Source organism: uncultured Desulfovibrio sp. (assembly GCF_902477725.1).
Classification (GTDB): domain Bacteria; phylum Desulfobacterota; class Desulfovibrionia; order Desulfovibrionales; family Desulfovibrionaceae; genus Desulfovibrio.
This window is the reverse complement of record NZ_CABSIF010000020.1, coordinates 1-15,225: the sequence shown is the minus strand read 5'-3', so window position 1 is coordinate 15,225 and position 15,225 is coordinate 1. Positions and strand designations below refer to the sequence as shown.

Below are 15,225 nucleotides of genomic sequence, written 5' to 3'. Positions count from 1 at the left end.
AACAGTTCTCAGACCAGCCTGCTGCAGGGCTTTGCGCAAAAACTGCGCGGCCTGTTTTCTCCCGGCGGCAAAGGTTCGGATATGGATTCTCGCGGCGGCGGCAAGCGCGGCTGTAATGACCGGGGCCTGCTGGTTTTTGACCACACAGGCGAGGTTATCCGCGCCGAGCGCCTGTTGCGCAAGGCCGGGCTGGATGTGGAAGTCAAAGGGCCGCCGCCGGAACTGCGCACAGGCTGCGACATGGTGGTGGTTTTTGAACTGGTGAGTCAGGCGCGCGTTCTGGATGTTCTGGAGCGGGAAGGTCTTGCGCCCAGCCAAGTAGTCAGCGCCCACGATGTGCTGCTGGAGCCAGTGTCCCTGTTTCAGATAAAACATCTGGATGACCGCTGGCTGATGGTGCGCGCCGCCAACATGAAAATTACCCTTGATGCTGCTGACGGGCGCATTGTGAATATTTCGGGCGGAGGCTGCCCTGATGTGCCGTGGGTGGCGCATCGGCTGTGCGGCCTGCGCCTTGATGAAGCCCCGGACCCCCTGACTCTTGGGCAGACCCTCTGTTGCTACAGCCTGCAAAAGGCCTTTGAAGAATTACGGAGACAAGTCGCATGTGGTGCATAGCAGGGACCCTGCCCGACCCGGATTTTGCACTCTGCCCTGCTGGCCTTGAGGACGAAAGCACGGTCGCAGGCGGCCTGCTCCACCTGCCCGATGGTCAGGCAGTGCCCGTGCAGCGGGGCACTGCGGCCCTTGCCGCCACTGCTATTCTTGCCTGCAAGGAACTGGGCATTGCTCCGCCGCGTCTGCTGCTGGCGGGCGACCCTGGTTCCGGCGCGGGCAGCCGAGCCATTTACGCATGGCTGGAACAAAACCTGGCGGGCATTGCCCCTGCGGGGCTGACCTTTCACTATCTTTTCCCTGATCAGGATTGGCACAACCGGGTGCTCATGGCCGTTCAGGCCCTTGCCGTGCCGCCAGTCATGGTGGCAGATGCGGGCTTTATGTATGTGGCAAAAATGAGCGGTTATGCCGATGCCTACGACCTTTTTACGCCGGATCTGGGCGAACTGGCCTTTCTGGCAGATGAAAAAGCCCCCCACCCCTTTTATACGCGGGGTTTTCTGCTGGCGCGCGAGGACGACGTGCCGCCGCTTTTGCAACGCGCTCTTGAGCACGGCAACTGCCCGAAAAATCTGATTATCAAGGGATCAAAAGATTACATTGTTGTGGATGGCCGCGTGATCGCCACGGTGGACTCCCCCTCGGTTCCGGCCATGGAATGCATTGGCGGCACAGGCGATCTGGTGACAGGGCTGGCAACAGCTTTTTTGTGCGGCGGCGCGGCAATGGGCGAGGCCTGCACGGCGGCGGCCCGCATGGCGCGCCTGCTGGCGCAGCTCTGCGCGCCCAACCCCGGCACCCAGATTGGCGAACTGATTGAAATGCTGCCAAAAGCCATGCGCGGTGCGCGCTCAGTGTGGCCGACCACTCTTTCTGTATTACCCGTCTAGTCCGCGCCGCAAGGCGCAGACATGCCCCGCGCAATCAGATTCGTGCAGACGGGCGCAGACCTTCCTACCCGCCAGATCAGCAGACCCAACAAGCCCGTTTACAAAGAAGAGGCCCTCCGTAAGCACGGAAGGCCTCTTCTTCAATAAAACACACTGCAATAACGATATGCGTTCAGCGCGTTACCCGTGATGCGCGGCCTTTTGCCGCCGGGCGCGTAATCGCAAGGCAACGCGCCACATCCAGCCCGCTGCCAGCCCCACGGCGATGCCAAGAAAATCAAACAGTGTTTGCGCGGCCATATGCGGGCGGTCAAAACCCCAGGCAGCGGCTTTATTCCACGAGGGATGATAAAGCGCCCAGGCAATGGAAGCCATCAAGGCCAGCACCCCCAGCGCACCGAACAGCCAGTAGGCGGGAATGGGTTCTTCCCAGAAAAAGGACGAACGGTAAAAACGTCGCCGGGCCATGCACACAGTCAGCAGCACAATACTGACCATGGATGCGGTTATCCACGAAAAACCGTTGAGCAGGGCTCCCGCAATCCCCAGGCAAAGAAACAGCACCGCCATCTGGAACCCGCGCGACTGCCGCCGCTCAAGCCCGTATGAAACAAAGAGCAGCATCGCGCCCGAAATAGCCGTAAGAAAATGCCCCACAGCCAGCGCCTCGTAAGGAATCATGCTGCGCAAGGCGTGCAGCATATGCTTGCCGGGCGGCAGCATGGCGCAGACAAGCAAAATCACGCCCGCTGCAAAAACCATATAGGCAGAAATGGAATGCGAGAGTACGGAAAGCCAGCGGCCAGTTTCGCGCAGCATGTCGCTGCGCTGGCGCACCTCGTAAACAGCCAGCAGCAATGCGGCTGCCAGCAGCGGTATAATAAAGTAAATGATGCGAAACAGCAGCACCGCCGCAAATACGGCCTGTGCCTGTGTTGTATGGGTAAGGTGCAGGATGACAAGCTCAAAAACACCAACCCCGCCGGGGATGTGCGTAAGCACCACAGCCACCTGGGCCATGAGGTAGCTTGGCAGAAAATCAAGAAACGATATGCCCATGTTGCCGGGCAGCAGCACATACATGCAGCCCGCTGCGGCGATAATGTCCACCCCGGCCACAAGGGCCTGAGCAAAGGCGATATGCGGCGGCGGAAAGACAAATTCCTTACCAAACAGGTGTACGGGCTTGCGCACGGTACAGCATAAAATCAGGTAGGAGCAGGCAATAAGCAGCAGCACCACGCCCAGAATGCGCACGTCTGTCATGGGCATTTTTGCCAGCAGATCATCAGGAATGGCAGGCGGGCTTATGATAAAAATCAGACCGCACAGCCCCAGAGCGCCAACCCAGAATGTGACCGCCAGCATCAGCACCAAGCGCACAATCTCTGCCAGCGAAAAACCCCAGGCTGAATAAAACCGGTAACGCACGCTGGTGCCGCCCAGCAGCGCGCCAAAGTTATAGCTGACAGCCTGCCCCACAAATGAAACAAGCCCCACGCGGGGCAAAGGCAGGGTTTTGTGAATGGCCTTGAGCGCCAGCCAGTCGTAGCCCACAAGAATAATGTAATTGACCACCATCAGCAGCAACGAGCAGAGAATCCGCCCGTGCGATATCTGGCTTATGCTTTCGCGAATCTGGGCTATGCTGTAACTTTTAAGCTTATGGTACAAAAGGTACACAGCCAGAAAAAACACCGCCGTGACAAGCACCGACCCAAGATAACGCAAATATTTTTTCATAGTCTGCCGTTGTTCATACAGTTGTTATATGCCGCTCAAACCAAGCGTTTTACGCAGCTCTGCCCTGCGGGCGCAAGCGCCTGCCGCGTTGGGCGCATCTCCAACATATACGCAGGCTCACTGCCGCGCAAGCCTGAACCTCATGTCGATTACATGACATTATGCAGAGGCAGGGCAGGCCTTCCCCAGCCCGCGCGCTTCGGGGCTTGACCGTTTTGCGCCCAGTAGGTAGTGTGTCCTTGCTGTTACGGATTATCACCCGGTTAACGCAGCCGGGTTTAGCGCACAGTCACTGCGGCCCGTGCAGCCTTTTTTTCGGAAAATACCCCCCATTGCTTGCTCCGCTGCCTGGGCAGCGGCGCTTTTTTTTCGTTTGTGAGGTCAGATTATGGCAACCATGACAAGCATCCCCATTTCCGTGCAAGGCTACAAAAAGCTGGAAGACGAACTGGCCCGCCTGAAGAGCGAACGGCCCGCCATCATCCAGGCCATCAAAGAAGCCCGTGAAGAAGGCGACCTGCGAGAAAACGCCGGGTACGACGCCGCGCGGGAACGTCAGGGCATGGCTGAAGCCCGCATCAAATACATTGAATCCCGCATGGCGCTCTATCAGGTCGTTGATCTTGATTCCCTGAAGGGCGACAAGGTCATCTTTGGCTCTACAGTTGAGGTTGAGGATGTGGACAGCGGCGAAGCACGCTCCTTCACCATTCTCGGCCCTGACGAGGCCGACCCCGCCAAGGGTTCCATCTCGTTCCTTTCCCCTGTGGGCCAGGCCCTGCTGGGCCGCGAAGTAGGCGATGAAGTGACCGTGGATATTCCGCGTGGCCGGGTTACCTACGAAGTGATCAACATCAGCTTTAAAGGCAGCAACGTGCTGAATTAGGGCCGGGGCTGCTGCCCTGGTCTCCGCCAGCCGACGCCGCGCCTTTCTGGCTTCGCGGCAACGGTTTTATCCCAGACGTATTTTCCGCAGCGCGTCAACGCGCAAACATACCGCAGTGCGACCACATGGCGCGCTCTGGCCTCCCTGCACAACCGCAGGGCGGCCAGGGCGCGCCTGACAAAAACTTTCCGGTCGGGCCGTTGCGCCGTGATGCGCACTGGCATATGCCGCACGGCTGCCAGCCCTGACCCGCGCGGGCGTATTTATACCTTTGCGCCTCTTGGCAGACCCCGCCCGCTTTTGCTACTCTTGCGCGTTCCAACGTTCCGGCGCTGGTAAAAAAACAGCGCCCACATAACCCAAGGCCTACTATGACTCTAACGCTGCCGCGTCTGCTCTACCTCTTGGCCGCGCTCGCGCTGTATATGCTGCTCTGGCACAATCCGGTGACCATATTCATGGCTGCCTGTCTGTCATGCCTTTCGTTGCCGCTTTACCGGACACTACAAATGAAGGGCCGGATGTGGCGCAAACGCCTTGAAAAAACCCGGAGCGGCCCCCGCTGGCGTAAATTCCGGCTTAGCCTTTCAAGCACCCTTCCCCTTTATGCGTACATAACCACTCTCCTCTCTTCCATACTAGTTCCCATTGCCATGCTCGCCCTGCTGGTGACGCCGCAGGCGGCGGCTGGTTTTGCGCGCTTGCGCGAACTGCAAGCCAACAACTTTCAGTTGCCGCCCGAGTGGGTGGCCAATATTCAGCAATGGCGGCTAAGCCTTGCAGAATATCCGCGCGCAGAAAAGATGGTCAGCGACTTTCTGCAAAAACTGGATGCATTTTTTGGCGACGCCATGAGCCTGCTTTTGAGCCGAAGCATGGATTTTCTCGGCGGCACCATGACAGTGCTGTGGACAAGCTTTCTGTTCTTTACGCTCACGGTGATCTTTACCACTTATGCCCGCCACATCCGCAAGATTTCCGGCAGGATATTCCACATACCGCAAGCAATGCTCTGCCGCTTTACGGCTGCCATCCACCGGGCGTTACGGGGCATTCTGCTGGGCATTGTGCTGGTGGCTGCGGCGCAGGGCATCTTGTGCGGCATTGCCTTTGCCTTTGCAGGGGTGCGCCAGCCAGCATTCTGGGGCCTACTCGCCACGCTCGTGGCCCCCATTCCCGCCATTGGCACGGCCATAGTGTGGGCGCCGCTTTGCCTTTCGCTCTGGTTCACGGGCAACAGCATGGCAGCTGTGGGCCTGGCCCTTTGGGGAGTTGTGGTGGTGGCTGGCGTGGATAACATCCTGCGTCCGCTCTTTTTGCAGCAGGGCATCAAGGCCCCGTTCTTTGTATTGATCATCGCCATACTTTGCGGTCTGGCGAGCTTTGGGCCGGTAGGCCTTATTGTGGGCCCTGTGCTGCTGGCATTTGCCATCCAGGCAGTGGAAGAAGGCAACCGCACCTATAGGCACAATGGATAAGATAGATACCATACATTCCGGTTTTGGCAGGCTTGCCCCCGGCGATCAGCCCGGCAGATTGCAGCCCAGCAGACGTCCGCAAGACGGCAAACCCCGCGATGCGGTGTTTTCGCCATCAGCTCTGAGCTGCTTGCGGCGCGTGGCGGTATTCAGCATCCTTTTTTGCGCCATATGCGCAATGCTGCTTGCAGGTGCAACAGAATCTCGTGCAGCCAGAGGCGTGCGCGCGGCTATTCTGGTCAACATGGATACTGGCAAGGTGCTTTTTGAAAAAAACGCCGACATGTCCATCCCGCCTGCATCGCTCACCAAGGTGATGTCCATGTTCCTGACCATGGATGCCGTCAGCGCCAACCGGCTAAGCCTTGACGAAAAAATCCGCATCACACCTGCCGCGTCCACCGTGGGCGGCTCGTCCATGCACCTCCGCAACGGGGAGCGCGTGGCGGTCAGGCAGCTGCTCACCGGTGCTGCTGTTGCATCCGGCAATGACGCCATTACGGCGCTTGCCCTGCGTGTGGCTGGCAACGAGCGGCAGTTCGTGCGCGCCATGAATCAAAAAGCCAAAGGGCTGGGCTTGAACCGCACGGAATTCAAAAATCCCACGGGTCTGCCCGCCGCAGGGCAGCGCTCCACCCCTCGCGATATTGCCAGCCTGACCCGCGCCTACCTTCGCGCCCACCCCGGCGCGCAAAAATTTCACAGCACCCGCGTTTTTACTCACAGGAACAGACAAATGGCCAATACAAACGCGCTCCTCGGCTCTGTGCGCGGCGTCAATGGCCTGAAAACGGGCTGGACTGTGGCCTCGGGCTACAATCTTATTGTTACAGCCCAGCGCGGCAATACCCGCATCCTGGCTGTGGTTATGGGCGGCACAAGCCGCAATGCCAGGGATGCCATGGCAACACGGTTGATCGAAGCAGGCTTTGACGGCGGCGGCGACCCAAAGAAAATCCGGCGCGCCATGGGCTACAGACGCTAAAAAAAGCTCAAAGATTCAATATAGTTTCATCGTAAAAAGGTTGTGGAAAACTGGCCGCTCGGAAGGTCAGTTTTCCACAACCTTTTTGGTTGCCCGCTGACAAGAAAGGCGGATTCTCTGCGCGGGGAGCACACATAGACACGTGCATGACCCAAACAGAAAACCCGCCTGACGCAGTCAGCGGCCAAAAAGACCCTAGCTCCCCAGAGCTTGCTCCAGATCGGCGATAATATCGTCCACATGCTCAACGCCCACAGAGAGGCGCACCATGCCGGGGGTGATACCGGCTTCGCGCAGCTGATCATCGGTCAGCTGGCGGTGGGTGGAGCTGGCGGGATGAAGCACACAGGTACGGATGTCGGCCACGTGAACCTGGAGAGAGATCATTTTAAGGCTGTCGATAAAGCGTGCGCCTGCTTCCCGTCCACCTTTAAGGGAGAGGGAGATGACGCCGCTGCATCCCTTGGGCATATACTTGTCAGCCAGGGCTTTTTGCGGGTGGCCGGGCAGGCGCGGATAATTGACGGATTCCACGGCGGGATGCTTTTCCAGATAGGCGGCGATGGCCTCGGCATTGCGGCAGTGGCGTTCCATGCGCAGGGGCAGGGTTTCGAGGCCCTGATTGATGTAGAACGCGCCCTGAGGGCTCTGGCAGCAGCCCATATCGCGCATGAGCTGCACGCGCGCCTTGACGATGTAGGCGGCCTTGCCGAAAGCCTGAGAGTACACGAGGCCGTGGTAGGAGGGATCGGGTTCGGTAAATTCGGGGAATTTGCCGGAGGCCCAATCAAAGTTGCCGCTGTCCACGACAACGCCACCCACCTGGAGAGCGTGGCCGTCCATATATTTGGTGGTGGAATGGACTACGATGTCGGCCCCGAATTCAAAGGGGCGGCAAAGCACGGGCGTGGCAAAGGTGTTGTCGATGATCAGGGGCAGCCTGTGCCTGTGGGCCAGATTGGCAAAACGCTCAATATCCAGAACGTCCATGGAGGGGTTGGAGAGCGTTTCGCCAAACACGGCGCGCGTGTTGGGGCGGAAGGCCTTTTCCAGTTCCTCCTCGGAGGCGGTCTGATCCACAAAGGTAACTTCAATGCCCAGTTTTTTGAGGGTAACGGCAAAAAGATTGAACGTGCCGCCGTAAATGCTGGCGGCGCTCACCACATGGTCGCCACTCTGGGCCACATTGAGCAAGGACAGCATGCTCGCCGCCTGACCGGACGAAGTGCACAGCGCGCCAACGCCGCCTTCAAGCGCGGCGATTTTCTGCTCCACGGCATCAACCGTAGGATTACCAAGGCGGGAGTAAAAAAAGCCCGCTTCGGCAAGATCAAAAAGCTTCGCCACTTCGGCGGTGGTGTTGTACTTAAAGGTAGTGCTCTGCACTATGGGCAGAACGCGGGGTTCGCCATTGCCCGGTTCATAGCCCGCGTGCAGACAAAGAGATTCCGTTTTCATGCCGTCCTCTGCTGTGCTTGTGTTGGAAATTGCCGCATGTCTCCGGCTGCAATGCCGTGCGATTCAGGCACCGTAGCGCAAGCAAAGGGGCGAGGCAACCACCAAGCCTGCCTGAAAAATTTCCTGTACAGCTGATGAAGAGAAAGCAAAAAAAGTTCCTTCCTATTGACCGTTTGCATGTAGAAGTATAGGATTCTAAGAAGCAGGTGGTCGCCCTGTGGCGTGTGGCATTCTGGGGATAGCTATGACAATACGCTCTGTGACGCACCGCCCGAGTTTCTGATTTTTGTTTGCTGACAGCGCCGCAAAAAGAGCGGCCTTTTGTACGTTGTAGCGCCGCTGTCTTGATGCGGAGTTGGCGCGATTTTGTTGCGCCGCAAGCGGGCCCTGTGGCGGGGCCGAGCAAAGCCTTTCACTCACTTTTGCCAGGAGGCTATTATGCGTATTGCCGTGGGTCTGGGCAAAAAAGGCGGAGAAGAGCGTTTAGAGCGCCAGGGCATAAGCCGCCGTGACTTCATGAAATTCTGCACGGCGGTGGCGGTGACGATGGGCTTTGGCCCCTCATTCGCCTCCGAGGTGGCCGCTGCGCTGACCGGGCGTCGTCCTTCAGTGGTGTATCTGCACGCCGCTGAATGCACGGGCTGTTCCGAAGCGCTGCTGCGCACTTACAAACCCTTTATTGATGCCGTCATTCTTGACACCATTTCTCTTGACTACCACGAAACCATCATGGCCGCCGCCGGCGAAGCCGCCGAACAGGCCCTGCATGCCGCCGTGGAAAACCCCAATGGCTTTGTCTGCATGGTCGAAGGCGCCATTCCTACGGGCATGGACAACAAGTATGGCTACATTGGCGGCCATACCATGTACGACATCTGCAAAGAAATTCTGCCCAAGGCCAAGGCCGTGGTCAACATTGGCACCTGTGCCTGCTACGGCGGCGTTCAGGCTGCCAAGCCGAACCCCACCGGCGCCAAGGGCGTGAACGAATGCTTTGCCAGCCTGGGCGTCAAGGGCATCAATATTCCCGGCTGCCCCCCCAACCCCCTCAATATGGTCGGCGCACTTGTGGCCTTTTTGCAGGGCCAGAAGATTGAACTGGACGAACTGGGCCGCCCGCTCATGTTCTTTGGTCAGAGCGTGCATGACCTTTGCGAACGCCGCAAGCACTTCGACGCCGGCGAGTTTGCGCCTTCCTTCAATTCGGAAGAAGCGCGCAAGGGCTGGTGCCTTTACGAAGTGGGCTGCAAAGGCCCGCAGACGTACAACAACTGTCCCAAGGTTCTCTTCAATGAGACCAACTGGCCGGTGGCTGCCGGGCATCCCTGCATTGGTTGCAGCGAACCCGGTTTCTGGGACGAAATGTCGCCGTTCTACCAGAACTAGGGGGAATCATGAGCCAGATCAAACAAACGCCCCAGAGCAGCTACACCGGGCCCATTGTGGTGGACCCGCTGACCCGCATCGAAGGGCATCTGCGTATTGAAGTTGAAGTTGAAGGCGGCAAAATCAAGGACGCCCGCAGCTGCGGCACACTTTACCGTGGCCTTGAAGTCATCCTGAAGGGCCGCGATCCGCGTGATGCCCAGCACTTCACCCAGCGCACCTGCGGCGTCTGCACCTACACGCACGCCCTTGCCTCTACACGCGCGCTCGAAGACGCCATCAACAAGCCCATCCCGGCCAACGCCACCTATATCCGCAACCTCGTGCTGGCCATGCAGTTCATGCATGACCACGTGGTGCATTTTTATCACCTGCACGCCCTCGACTTTGTGGACGTGGCCAATGCCCTGCAGGCCGACCCGGCCAAGGCAGCCAAGCTGGCCCAGTCCATTTCGCCGCGTCCCGCCAAGGCTGAAGACTTTGCCGCCGTGCAGGCCAAATTGAAGACCTTTATTGAAAGCGGCCAGCTTGGCCCCTTCACCAACGCCTACTTCCTGGGCGGCCACCCGAGCTACTACCTGGAGCCGGAAGCCAACCTGGTTGCCACCGCCCACTATCTGGAAGCCCTGCGCGCCCAGGTGGAAATTGCCAAGGGCATGGCCGTGTTCGGCGCCAAAAACCCGCACACCCAGTTCACCGTGGCTGGCGGCGTGACCTGTTACGAAGCCTTGACGCCCCAGCGCATCAAGGAATTCCGCGAATTGTACAAGAAGGCCCGCACATTCATTGAACAGGTCTACATTCCCGACCTGCTCATGGTTGCCGGTCAGTACAAGGACTGGGCGGCCATTGGCGGCACCGACAACTTCATGGCGTTTGGCGAGTTCCCCGCTGCTGGCGGCGAACGCGACCTCAACAGCCGCTGGTACAAGCCCGGCGTCATTTATGACCGCAAGATCGGCTCGGTGCAGCCCTTTGATCCTTCCAAGATCGAAGAACACGTGCGCCACAGCTGGTACGAAGGCGACAAGGCCCGCACCCCCTACGAAGGCGAGACCAAACCCTTCTTCACCAAGATGGGCGACACCGACCGTTATTCCTGGCTCAAGGCTCCCCGCTACGCGGGTCAGTCCATGGAAACCGGCCCTCTCGCTCAGGTCCTGGTGGCCTACGCCCAGAACCACAAGACTATCAAGCCTGCGGTTGACGGCGTGCTGAAGGCCTTGAACGTGGGCCCCGAAGCCCTGTTCTCCACCTTGGGCCGTACTGCCGCTCGTGGTATCCAGACTCTGGTTATCGCCCAGCAGACCGAAAACTGGCTCAACGAGTACGAAAACAACATTGGCAAGGACAAGCAGATCGTCGAAGACTACGCTGTTCCTGCCAATGCCAAGGGCGTGGGCTTCCTGGATGCCCCCCGTGGCGGTCTTTCGCACTGGATCCGCATTGAAGAAGGCAAGATTGGCAACTTCCAGCTCGTGGTGCCCACCACCTGGAACCTCGGACCCCGGGACGCCAAGGGCGTTATGGGTGCTGCCGAGCATGCGCTTGTCGGCACCCCTGTGGCCGATCCCAAGCGCCCGGTTGAAATCCTGCGCACCATCCACTCCTTCGACCCCTGCATCGCCTGTGCCGTGCACGTTATCGATGGAGAAACCAACGAAGTGCACAAGTTCAAGGTGCTGTAGCAGCGCATTGAACACGCAGTAAATTGGCTTTGAAAAGGGCGGGGCTTCCCCGCCCTTTTTTATTTTGAGCTGCCGCTGCAGCATCCTCACAAACAGCCTGCAACTCAGTTGCGCAAACAACATAGACCAGAGAAAAATATTTTGGCATACTGCACAGATATGCGGCATTGCATCCACCTGGGACGCCGTGCGCACACTGGCAGCAACCCCCACATGAGAGCGCCAACGTGGAACAAAAAAGAATAATGATTATGGGCGTCGGCAACATATTGCTGACAGACGAAGGCTTTGGCGTACGCGCCGTGGAATATTTGCAGACCAAGTATACCTGGCCGGAAAATGTTCGGCTTGAAGATGGCGGCACGCAAGGCCTTTTGCTTATGTCCACGCTGATGGATTGCGATACGCTGGTGGTTCTTGACGTGGTGCTTGGGCCGGAAAAACCCGGCACCATCTATATGCTGGAAGGTGAAGACCTGCGCAAAAGCCTGAGCTTCCGCGATTCCATGCACCAGACTGATCTTCTGGATACACTGATCACATGCAGCATGGCCGGGCATGATGTGCAGGCCGTTGTTTTTGGCCTACAGCCTTTTGACTACCACACCATGCAGGTGGGGCTGACCCCGGAAGCCGAAAAATTGCTGCCGGAATTTTGCACCAAGGTTGTTGCTGCGCTTGCTGAGCGCGGCATTGCCACCGCACAGCCTGTCGCCTGAGAAAATTCGCTGTAAAGGCATTCTGCGCATATTTGAGGCTGAGCCGCCACGCAGGCGCGAGAACGTATCGCGTCCGCGAAAGAGCTTGGCGCTCTGGTTGTCTGCATCACGGCAGTCTGCAAAGCTGTGCTTTGTGCCACATAAATAAAACAGGCCGGGCGCGTTATCGGAAATTTCCGACTCGCGCCCGGCCTTATCGCACAAGCAGCTTTTGTCTGATGCTGGTCAGGATTCGTCAGGGAGCGAGACTTCGCTGAACAGGGCAAAGCCCTCGGCGCGCAGCATCTCTGCCCACACGCCATCCCCCGCACAAAATGTATGGCTAAAGCTGCCGTCATAAATACGGTCAAATCCGCAGGACGGTGAACGGCTCTTAATAATTGCGGCGTTGCAGGCATTCTTGCGGGCAAGCTCCACTGCCAGGGCCGCGCCACGCTCAAAAGCATCCGTCACGTCTTGCCCGTCACGGTTCACAACGCGGTTGCCCAGCCGTTCGCAAGGGCTGCGCGGCGTTTCAAGCCCGCCCAGAACCTCCGGGCAGACAGGCACTGCCCTGCCCTCTTCCACCAGCCGCACCACAAGCGCGCAGGTATTGTCGCCGCCGTCATAGCGGCAGCGTTCACCTGCCAGACAGGCGCTGACTATGTAGCGCGGGGTCATTACTTGCTCTCACCTTCGGGCAGCAGGGCCGCTTCCCACATTTCCTGATAATACATGCAGGTGCCGGGATTCCAGGCCGTAGCCGTGGCGTGGTCATAACTTTCTGTTATGGGCCAGTCTGTGTGGGGCTTCAAGGCTTCCTCAAAGGAAGATGCCTCCACAACAGCCTCAAATTCCAAATTCAGCGTATAATTGGGGCCTTTCATAAAGCGCAGATGATAATGCGGCATAGCCTTATCCTTCGCACAGTTTCGCCAGCAGATGCCGAACGAACAGTTATCAAGCCCGGGTGCAAGGGGCAGTCATGCGCCGCAGATATGGTCATGCGGGGTGGACAGTATAGCGCACCACCCGTTGCATGCCAATGGCGCGCAACCTTGGCCGTGACAGCCGGACGTATTCATTTGAACCTTGCAGGGGGCTGCAAGCTCGTTACAGTCGCAGCACACAAGAGCGCCGGGGAGGAAACCCTCCCCGGCGTTCATATCAATGGGCGTCAGGCACGTCTAGTGCGTGGTCATGACAAACTTGCTGATGACAAAGAGCACAACCAGCAGAACCACGCCGATGCCCCAGCTCCAGTGAACGAGCTTGAGTTCAACGGGATCCAGCGGTTCGTATTCCATCTTCTCGATTTCTTCGTGAAGCTTAACTTCAGTTTTCGTTTCCATAACTTACTCCGTATATTGGACTAGCCAGCCATCACAGGCGGGGTCATGCCGTGGAAGAAGGCATAAGAAATGAACAGGCCCACCCAGATGATGAAGCCGAACAGGCACACGATGTACACAACTGCCAGACGGCCAATGCCTTCTTCCTTCAGCTTGCGGAAGTTGGACACCAGACCGATGCTGAAGAAGGTCAGCAGGAAGAACATGACGCGGAAGCCGTTGAGGGCGCCAGCCATGGACTTGCCGAGCTTGTGCAGTTCAGGCGAAGACAGGCAGAAGAACAACAGGATCAGGAAGGTGCCAAGATACCCCAGCACGAAGCGGGGGAAACGATCCATAACGTCGCTCCAGGTCATGGTGCGTTCGCCACGGGTTTTGTCGAACTTGGCAGTCCAGATGTAGGCGAGGACCAGAGCCCACACGCCGATGAACATGTCGATGAAGATTTTGACGGTGGTGGTCACCATCACGACCCAGCCTGGCTCCCACTTGGTGCCGAGGCCAGCCATCTTGGAAAGAATCAGGGATTCAGTGATGGCGCCGCTGGCGATAGCGCCGCCGTCAGACTTAACGGCAAGGCCCATCCAGCCACCAGCCACCATGGGTTCGGTGTACAGGAAGTGCTGCGCGATAAAGGGCAGGATCAGCATTTCGATGCAGGTGAACACCACGACCAGCGAGGAAACCATGATCGGCACCACAGGCCGAGCGCGGATGGCGCCGCCGGTGGCAATGGCCGCCGAGACGCCGCAGATGGAAATGCCCGAAGCAAGGGGAGCGGCCCATTCCTTGTTGAACTTGAAGTACTTACGAGCCACGTAGTAAACAACGGACCAGTACAGCAAATAGGCTTCAACAATGGCGCACAGGCCTCGGAAAATAACGTGACCGGCAAAGCCAGCGGCGTCGGCGGCCTTCACGCCAAGTTCGGCACCAAGAATAACGATGGCGATCTTGACGAAAAGTTCGGGGCGGCAGGCTTCGCGCAGGGATTCAGCAAAACCGGGCGTAAGGTTGCCCAGCAGAATACCCATGACCAAGGCCACAATAAGGCCAGCCTCGGTGCTCAGACCAAGCGACCAGGTGATGCCCTGCTTGGCGATTTCCGTGGGGTTGGCTGCAATGTAAGCGTTGGCGCCCACAGTGTAGCAGGCGATGGCAATGAAGAAAATGCAGGTAAAACCGTAAAGGAACTTGCCGATGTTGCCCTTCATGAGCTTGATGCCCACAGACATGACGGCGGCAATAAACACATAGCTGGCGATCAGAGCCCCCACGCCAGGCAATGCGCCCTTAGAGGCCGAAGACCAGCAATCAAGCGGGCTTTTGACCCACATACCCATTTTGAGGCCCCAGCCCAGCAGATCCAGGCCAGCGAACTTGCCCAGCGCCAGCAAGAAGATGAAGCAGCCAATAATAAGGGCTACTTTGTCTTCATTATAGGCTTTTGTTGATGCCATACCCAAACTCCTCCGTACAGGTTAAGCTAAACAAACAAACTCCAGCCGCACCTACGCCGCACAGACCACCTTGTTCTATAAAGAACAGAGCAGTCTTCATGAGGCGTCTTGCCGCGGAAACAGCTGGAAACCGATACTTGCAGCACCAATTTTACGGTCTGCCGACCATTGGCGCATGTGGGAAAACATACCTTTATGCAAGATATTGTCAAGCTTAAGTCCAAAGTTTAACAATCAGTCATCAAGTACCAGAGCTGTTTCGCCAGCGGGTAAATCTAAAAAAACGCACCACCTCCTCGCCCTTCTATTCACATGCCTGCCCATGCGCCTCTTCCCCAAACCTCGTTCGAGGTGGAAGACAGAGTATAAAAATGCAGGCTATAACATTTTTTTCAAATTTTCTGTTGACACTACCCAGCAGTTTCACATATACACGGTTCTCGCGTTGGGCTGTCGTTCAATTGGCAGGACGACGGATTCTGACTCCGTTAATCAAGGTTCGAGTCCTTGCAGCCCAGCCAACAACACCGCGTCCCCATCGTCTAGCCGGCCCAGGACAACGGCCTTTCACGCCGTCGACAGG

14 protein-coding genes and 1 tRNA gene are annotated in these 15,225 nt (G+C 57.9%); 9 read left to right on the top strand and 6 right to left on the bottom strand.

Features of this window, described 5'->3' with window-relative positions:
* Positions 1–81: 81 nt before the first annotated feature.
* Complete coding sequence (locus RDK48_RS14280) at positions 82–618, top strand: DUF3343 domain-containing protein (protein WP_298998235.1); 537 nt, start codon at positions 82–84, stop codon at positions 616–618.
* Positions 606–1,508, top strand: coding sequence for an NAD(P)H-hydrate dehydratase (locus tag RDK48_RS14275; protein ID WP_298998031.1), 903 nt, complete (start codon positions 606–608; stop codon positions 1,506–1,508). Before RDK48_RS14280 ends, RDK48_RS14275 begins: the two co-directional genes overlap by 13 nt.
* 180 nt (positions 1,509–1,688) lie before the next feature.
* On the opposite strand, the gene RDK48_RS14270 is transcribed toward RDK48_RS14275, so the two are convergent.
* Positions 1,689–3,251, bottom strand: coding sequence for a lysylphosphatidylglycerol synthetase family protein (locus RDK48_RS14270; RefSeq protein ID WP_298998030.1), 1,563 nt, complete (start codon positions 3,249–3,251; stop codon positions 1,689–1,691).
* Positions 3,252–3,648: 397 nt separating this feature from the next.
* On the opposite strand from RDK48_RS14270, the gene greA reads away from it, so the two are divergent.
* The 3 genes from greA (at position 3,649) to RDK48_RS14255 (ending at position 6,600) form a co-directional block, all read left to right on the top strand.
* On the top strand, positions 3,649–4,137 hold the full coding sequence (gene greA / locus RDK48_RS14265; protein ID WP_022660011.1) for a transcription elongation factor GreA: 489 nt from the start codon (positions 3,649–3,651) through the stop codon (positions 4,135–4,137).
* Between the two features lie 371 nt (positions 4,138–4,508).
* Positions 4,509–5,615 carry an AI-2E family transporter gene (locus tag RDK48_RS14260; RefSeq protein ID WP_298998029.1) on the top strand — a complete coding sequence of 369 codons (1,107 nt, stop codon included), beginning with the start codon at positions 4,509–4,511 and terminating at the stop codon, positions 5,613–5,615.
* Positions 5,608–6,600, top strand: a complete 993-nt coding sequence (locus tag RDK48_RS14255) for a D-alanyl-D-alanine carboxypeptidase family protein (protein ID WP_298998028.1) — start codon at positions 5,608–5,610, stop codon at positions 6,598–6,600. The genes RDK48_RS14260 and RDK48_RS14255 overlap by 8 nt, the downstream gene beginning before the upstream one ends.
* A 195-nt stretch (positions 6,601–6,795) precedes the next feature.
* Here the strand turns inward: RDK48_RS14255 and RDK48_RS14250 are convergent, their stop codons facing one another.
* Positions 6,796–8,058: an O-acetylhomoserine aminocarboxypropyltransferase/cysteine synthase family protein gene (locus RDK48_RS14250; RefSeq protein WP_298998026.1), complete on the bottom strand. Its 1,263-nt coding sequence runs from the start codon at positions 8,056–8,058 to the stop codon at positions 6,796–6,798.
* Positions 8,059–8,496: 438 nt separating this feature from the next.
* Here RDK48_RS14250 and RDK48_RS14245 point away from each other — a divergent pair, with 438 nt between their 5' ends.
* The 3 genes from RDK48_RS14245 to RDK48_RS14235 all read left to right on the top strand — a co-directional run bounded on the left by RDK48_RS14245 (position 8,497) and on the right by RDK48_RS14235 (position 11,851).
* Positions 8,497–9,444, top strand: coding sequence for a hydrogenase small subunit (locus RDK48_RS14245; RefSeq protein ID WP_192112984.1), 948 nt, complete (start codon positions 8,497–8,499; stop codon positions 9,442–9,444).
* Between the two features lie 8 nt (positions 9,445–9,452).
* Positions 9,453–11,132, top strand: a complete 1,680-nt coding sequence (locus RDK48_RS14240; RefSeq protein ID WP_291444855.1) for a nickel-dependent hydrogenase large subunit — start codon at positions 9,453–9,455, stop codon at positions 11,130–11,132.
* Between the two features lie 245 nt (positions 11,133–11,377).
* On the top strand, positions 11,378–11,851 hold the full coding sequence (locus RDK48_RS14235) for a HyaD/HybD family hydrogenase maturation endopeptidase (RefSeq protein ID WP_298998025.1): 474 nt from the start codon (positions 11,378–11,380) through the stop codon (positions 11,849–11,851).
* Positions 11,852–12,076: 225 nt separating this feature from the next.
* Here RDK48_RS14235 and RDK48_RS14230 read toward each other — a convergent pair whose 3' ends face one another.
* From RDK48_RS14230 to RDK48_RS14215, 4 genes are all read right to left on the bottom strand, one after another.
* The gene (locus RDK48_RS14230) at positions 12,077–12,511 is read right to left on the bottom strand and encodes a DUF523 domain-containing protein (RefSeq protein WP_298998024.1); all 435 of its coding nucleotides are present in this window, start codon (positions 12,509–12,511) and stop codon (positions 12,077–12,079) included.
* A complete protein-coding gene (locus RDK48_RS14225; protein ID WP_240825083.1) occupies positions 12,511–12,741 on the bottom strand; it encodes a hypothetical protein in 231 nt (76 codons plus the stop codon). The genes RDK48_RS14230 and RDK48_RS14225 overlap by 1 nt, the downstream gene beginning before the upstream one ends.
* 276 nt (positions 12,742–13,017) lie before the next feature.
* The gene (locus tag RDK48_RS14220) at positions 13,018–13,182 is read right to left on the bottom strand and encodes a hypothetical protein (RefSeq protein ID WP_022660002.1); all 165 of its coding nucleotides are present in this window, start codon (positions 13,180–13,182) and stop codon (positions 13,018–13,020) included.
* 20 nt (positions 13,183–13,202) lie between these two features.
* Positions 13,203–14,642 carry a putative sulfate exporter family transporter gene (locus RDK48_RS14215; RefSeq protein WP_298998023.1) on the bottom strand — a complete coding sequence of 480 codons (1,440 nt, stop codon included), beginning with the start codon at positions 14,640–14,642 and terminating at the stop codon, positions 13,203–13,205.
* A gap of 446 nt (positions 14,643–15,088) precedes the next feature.
* On the opposite strand from RDK48_RS14215, the gene RDK48_RS14210 reads away from it, so the two are divergent.
* A tRNA-Gln gene (locus tag RDK48_RS14210) sits at positions 15,089–15,163 on the top strand.
* Positions 15,164–15,225 lie beyond the last annotated feature (62 nt).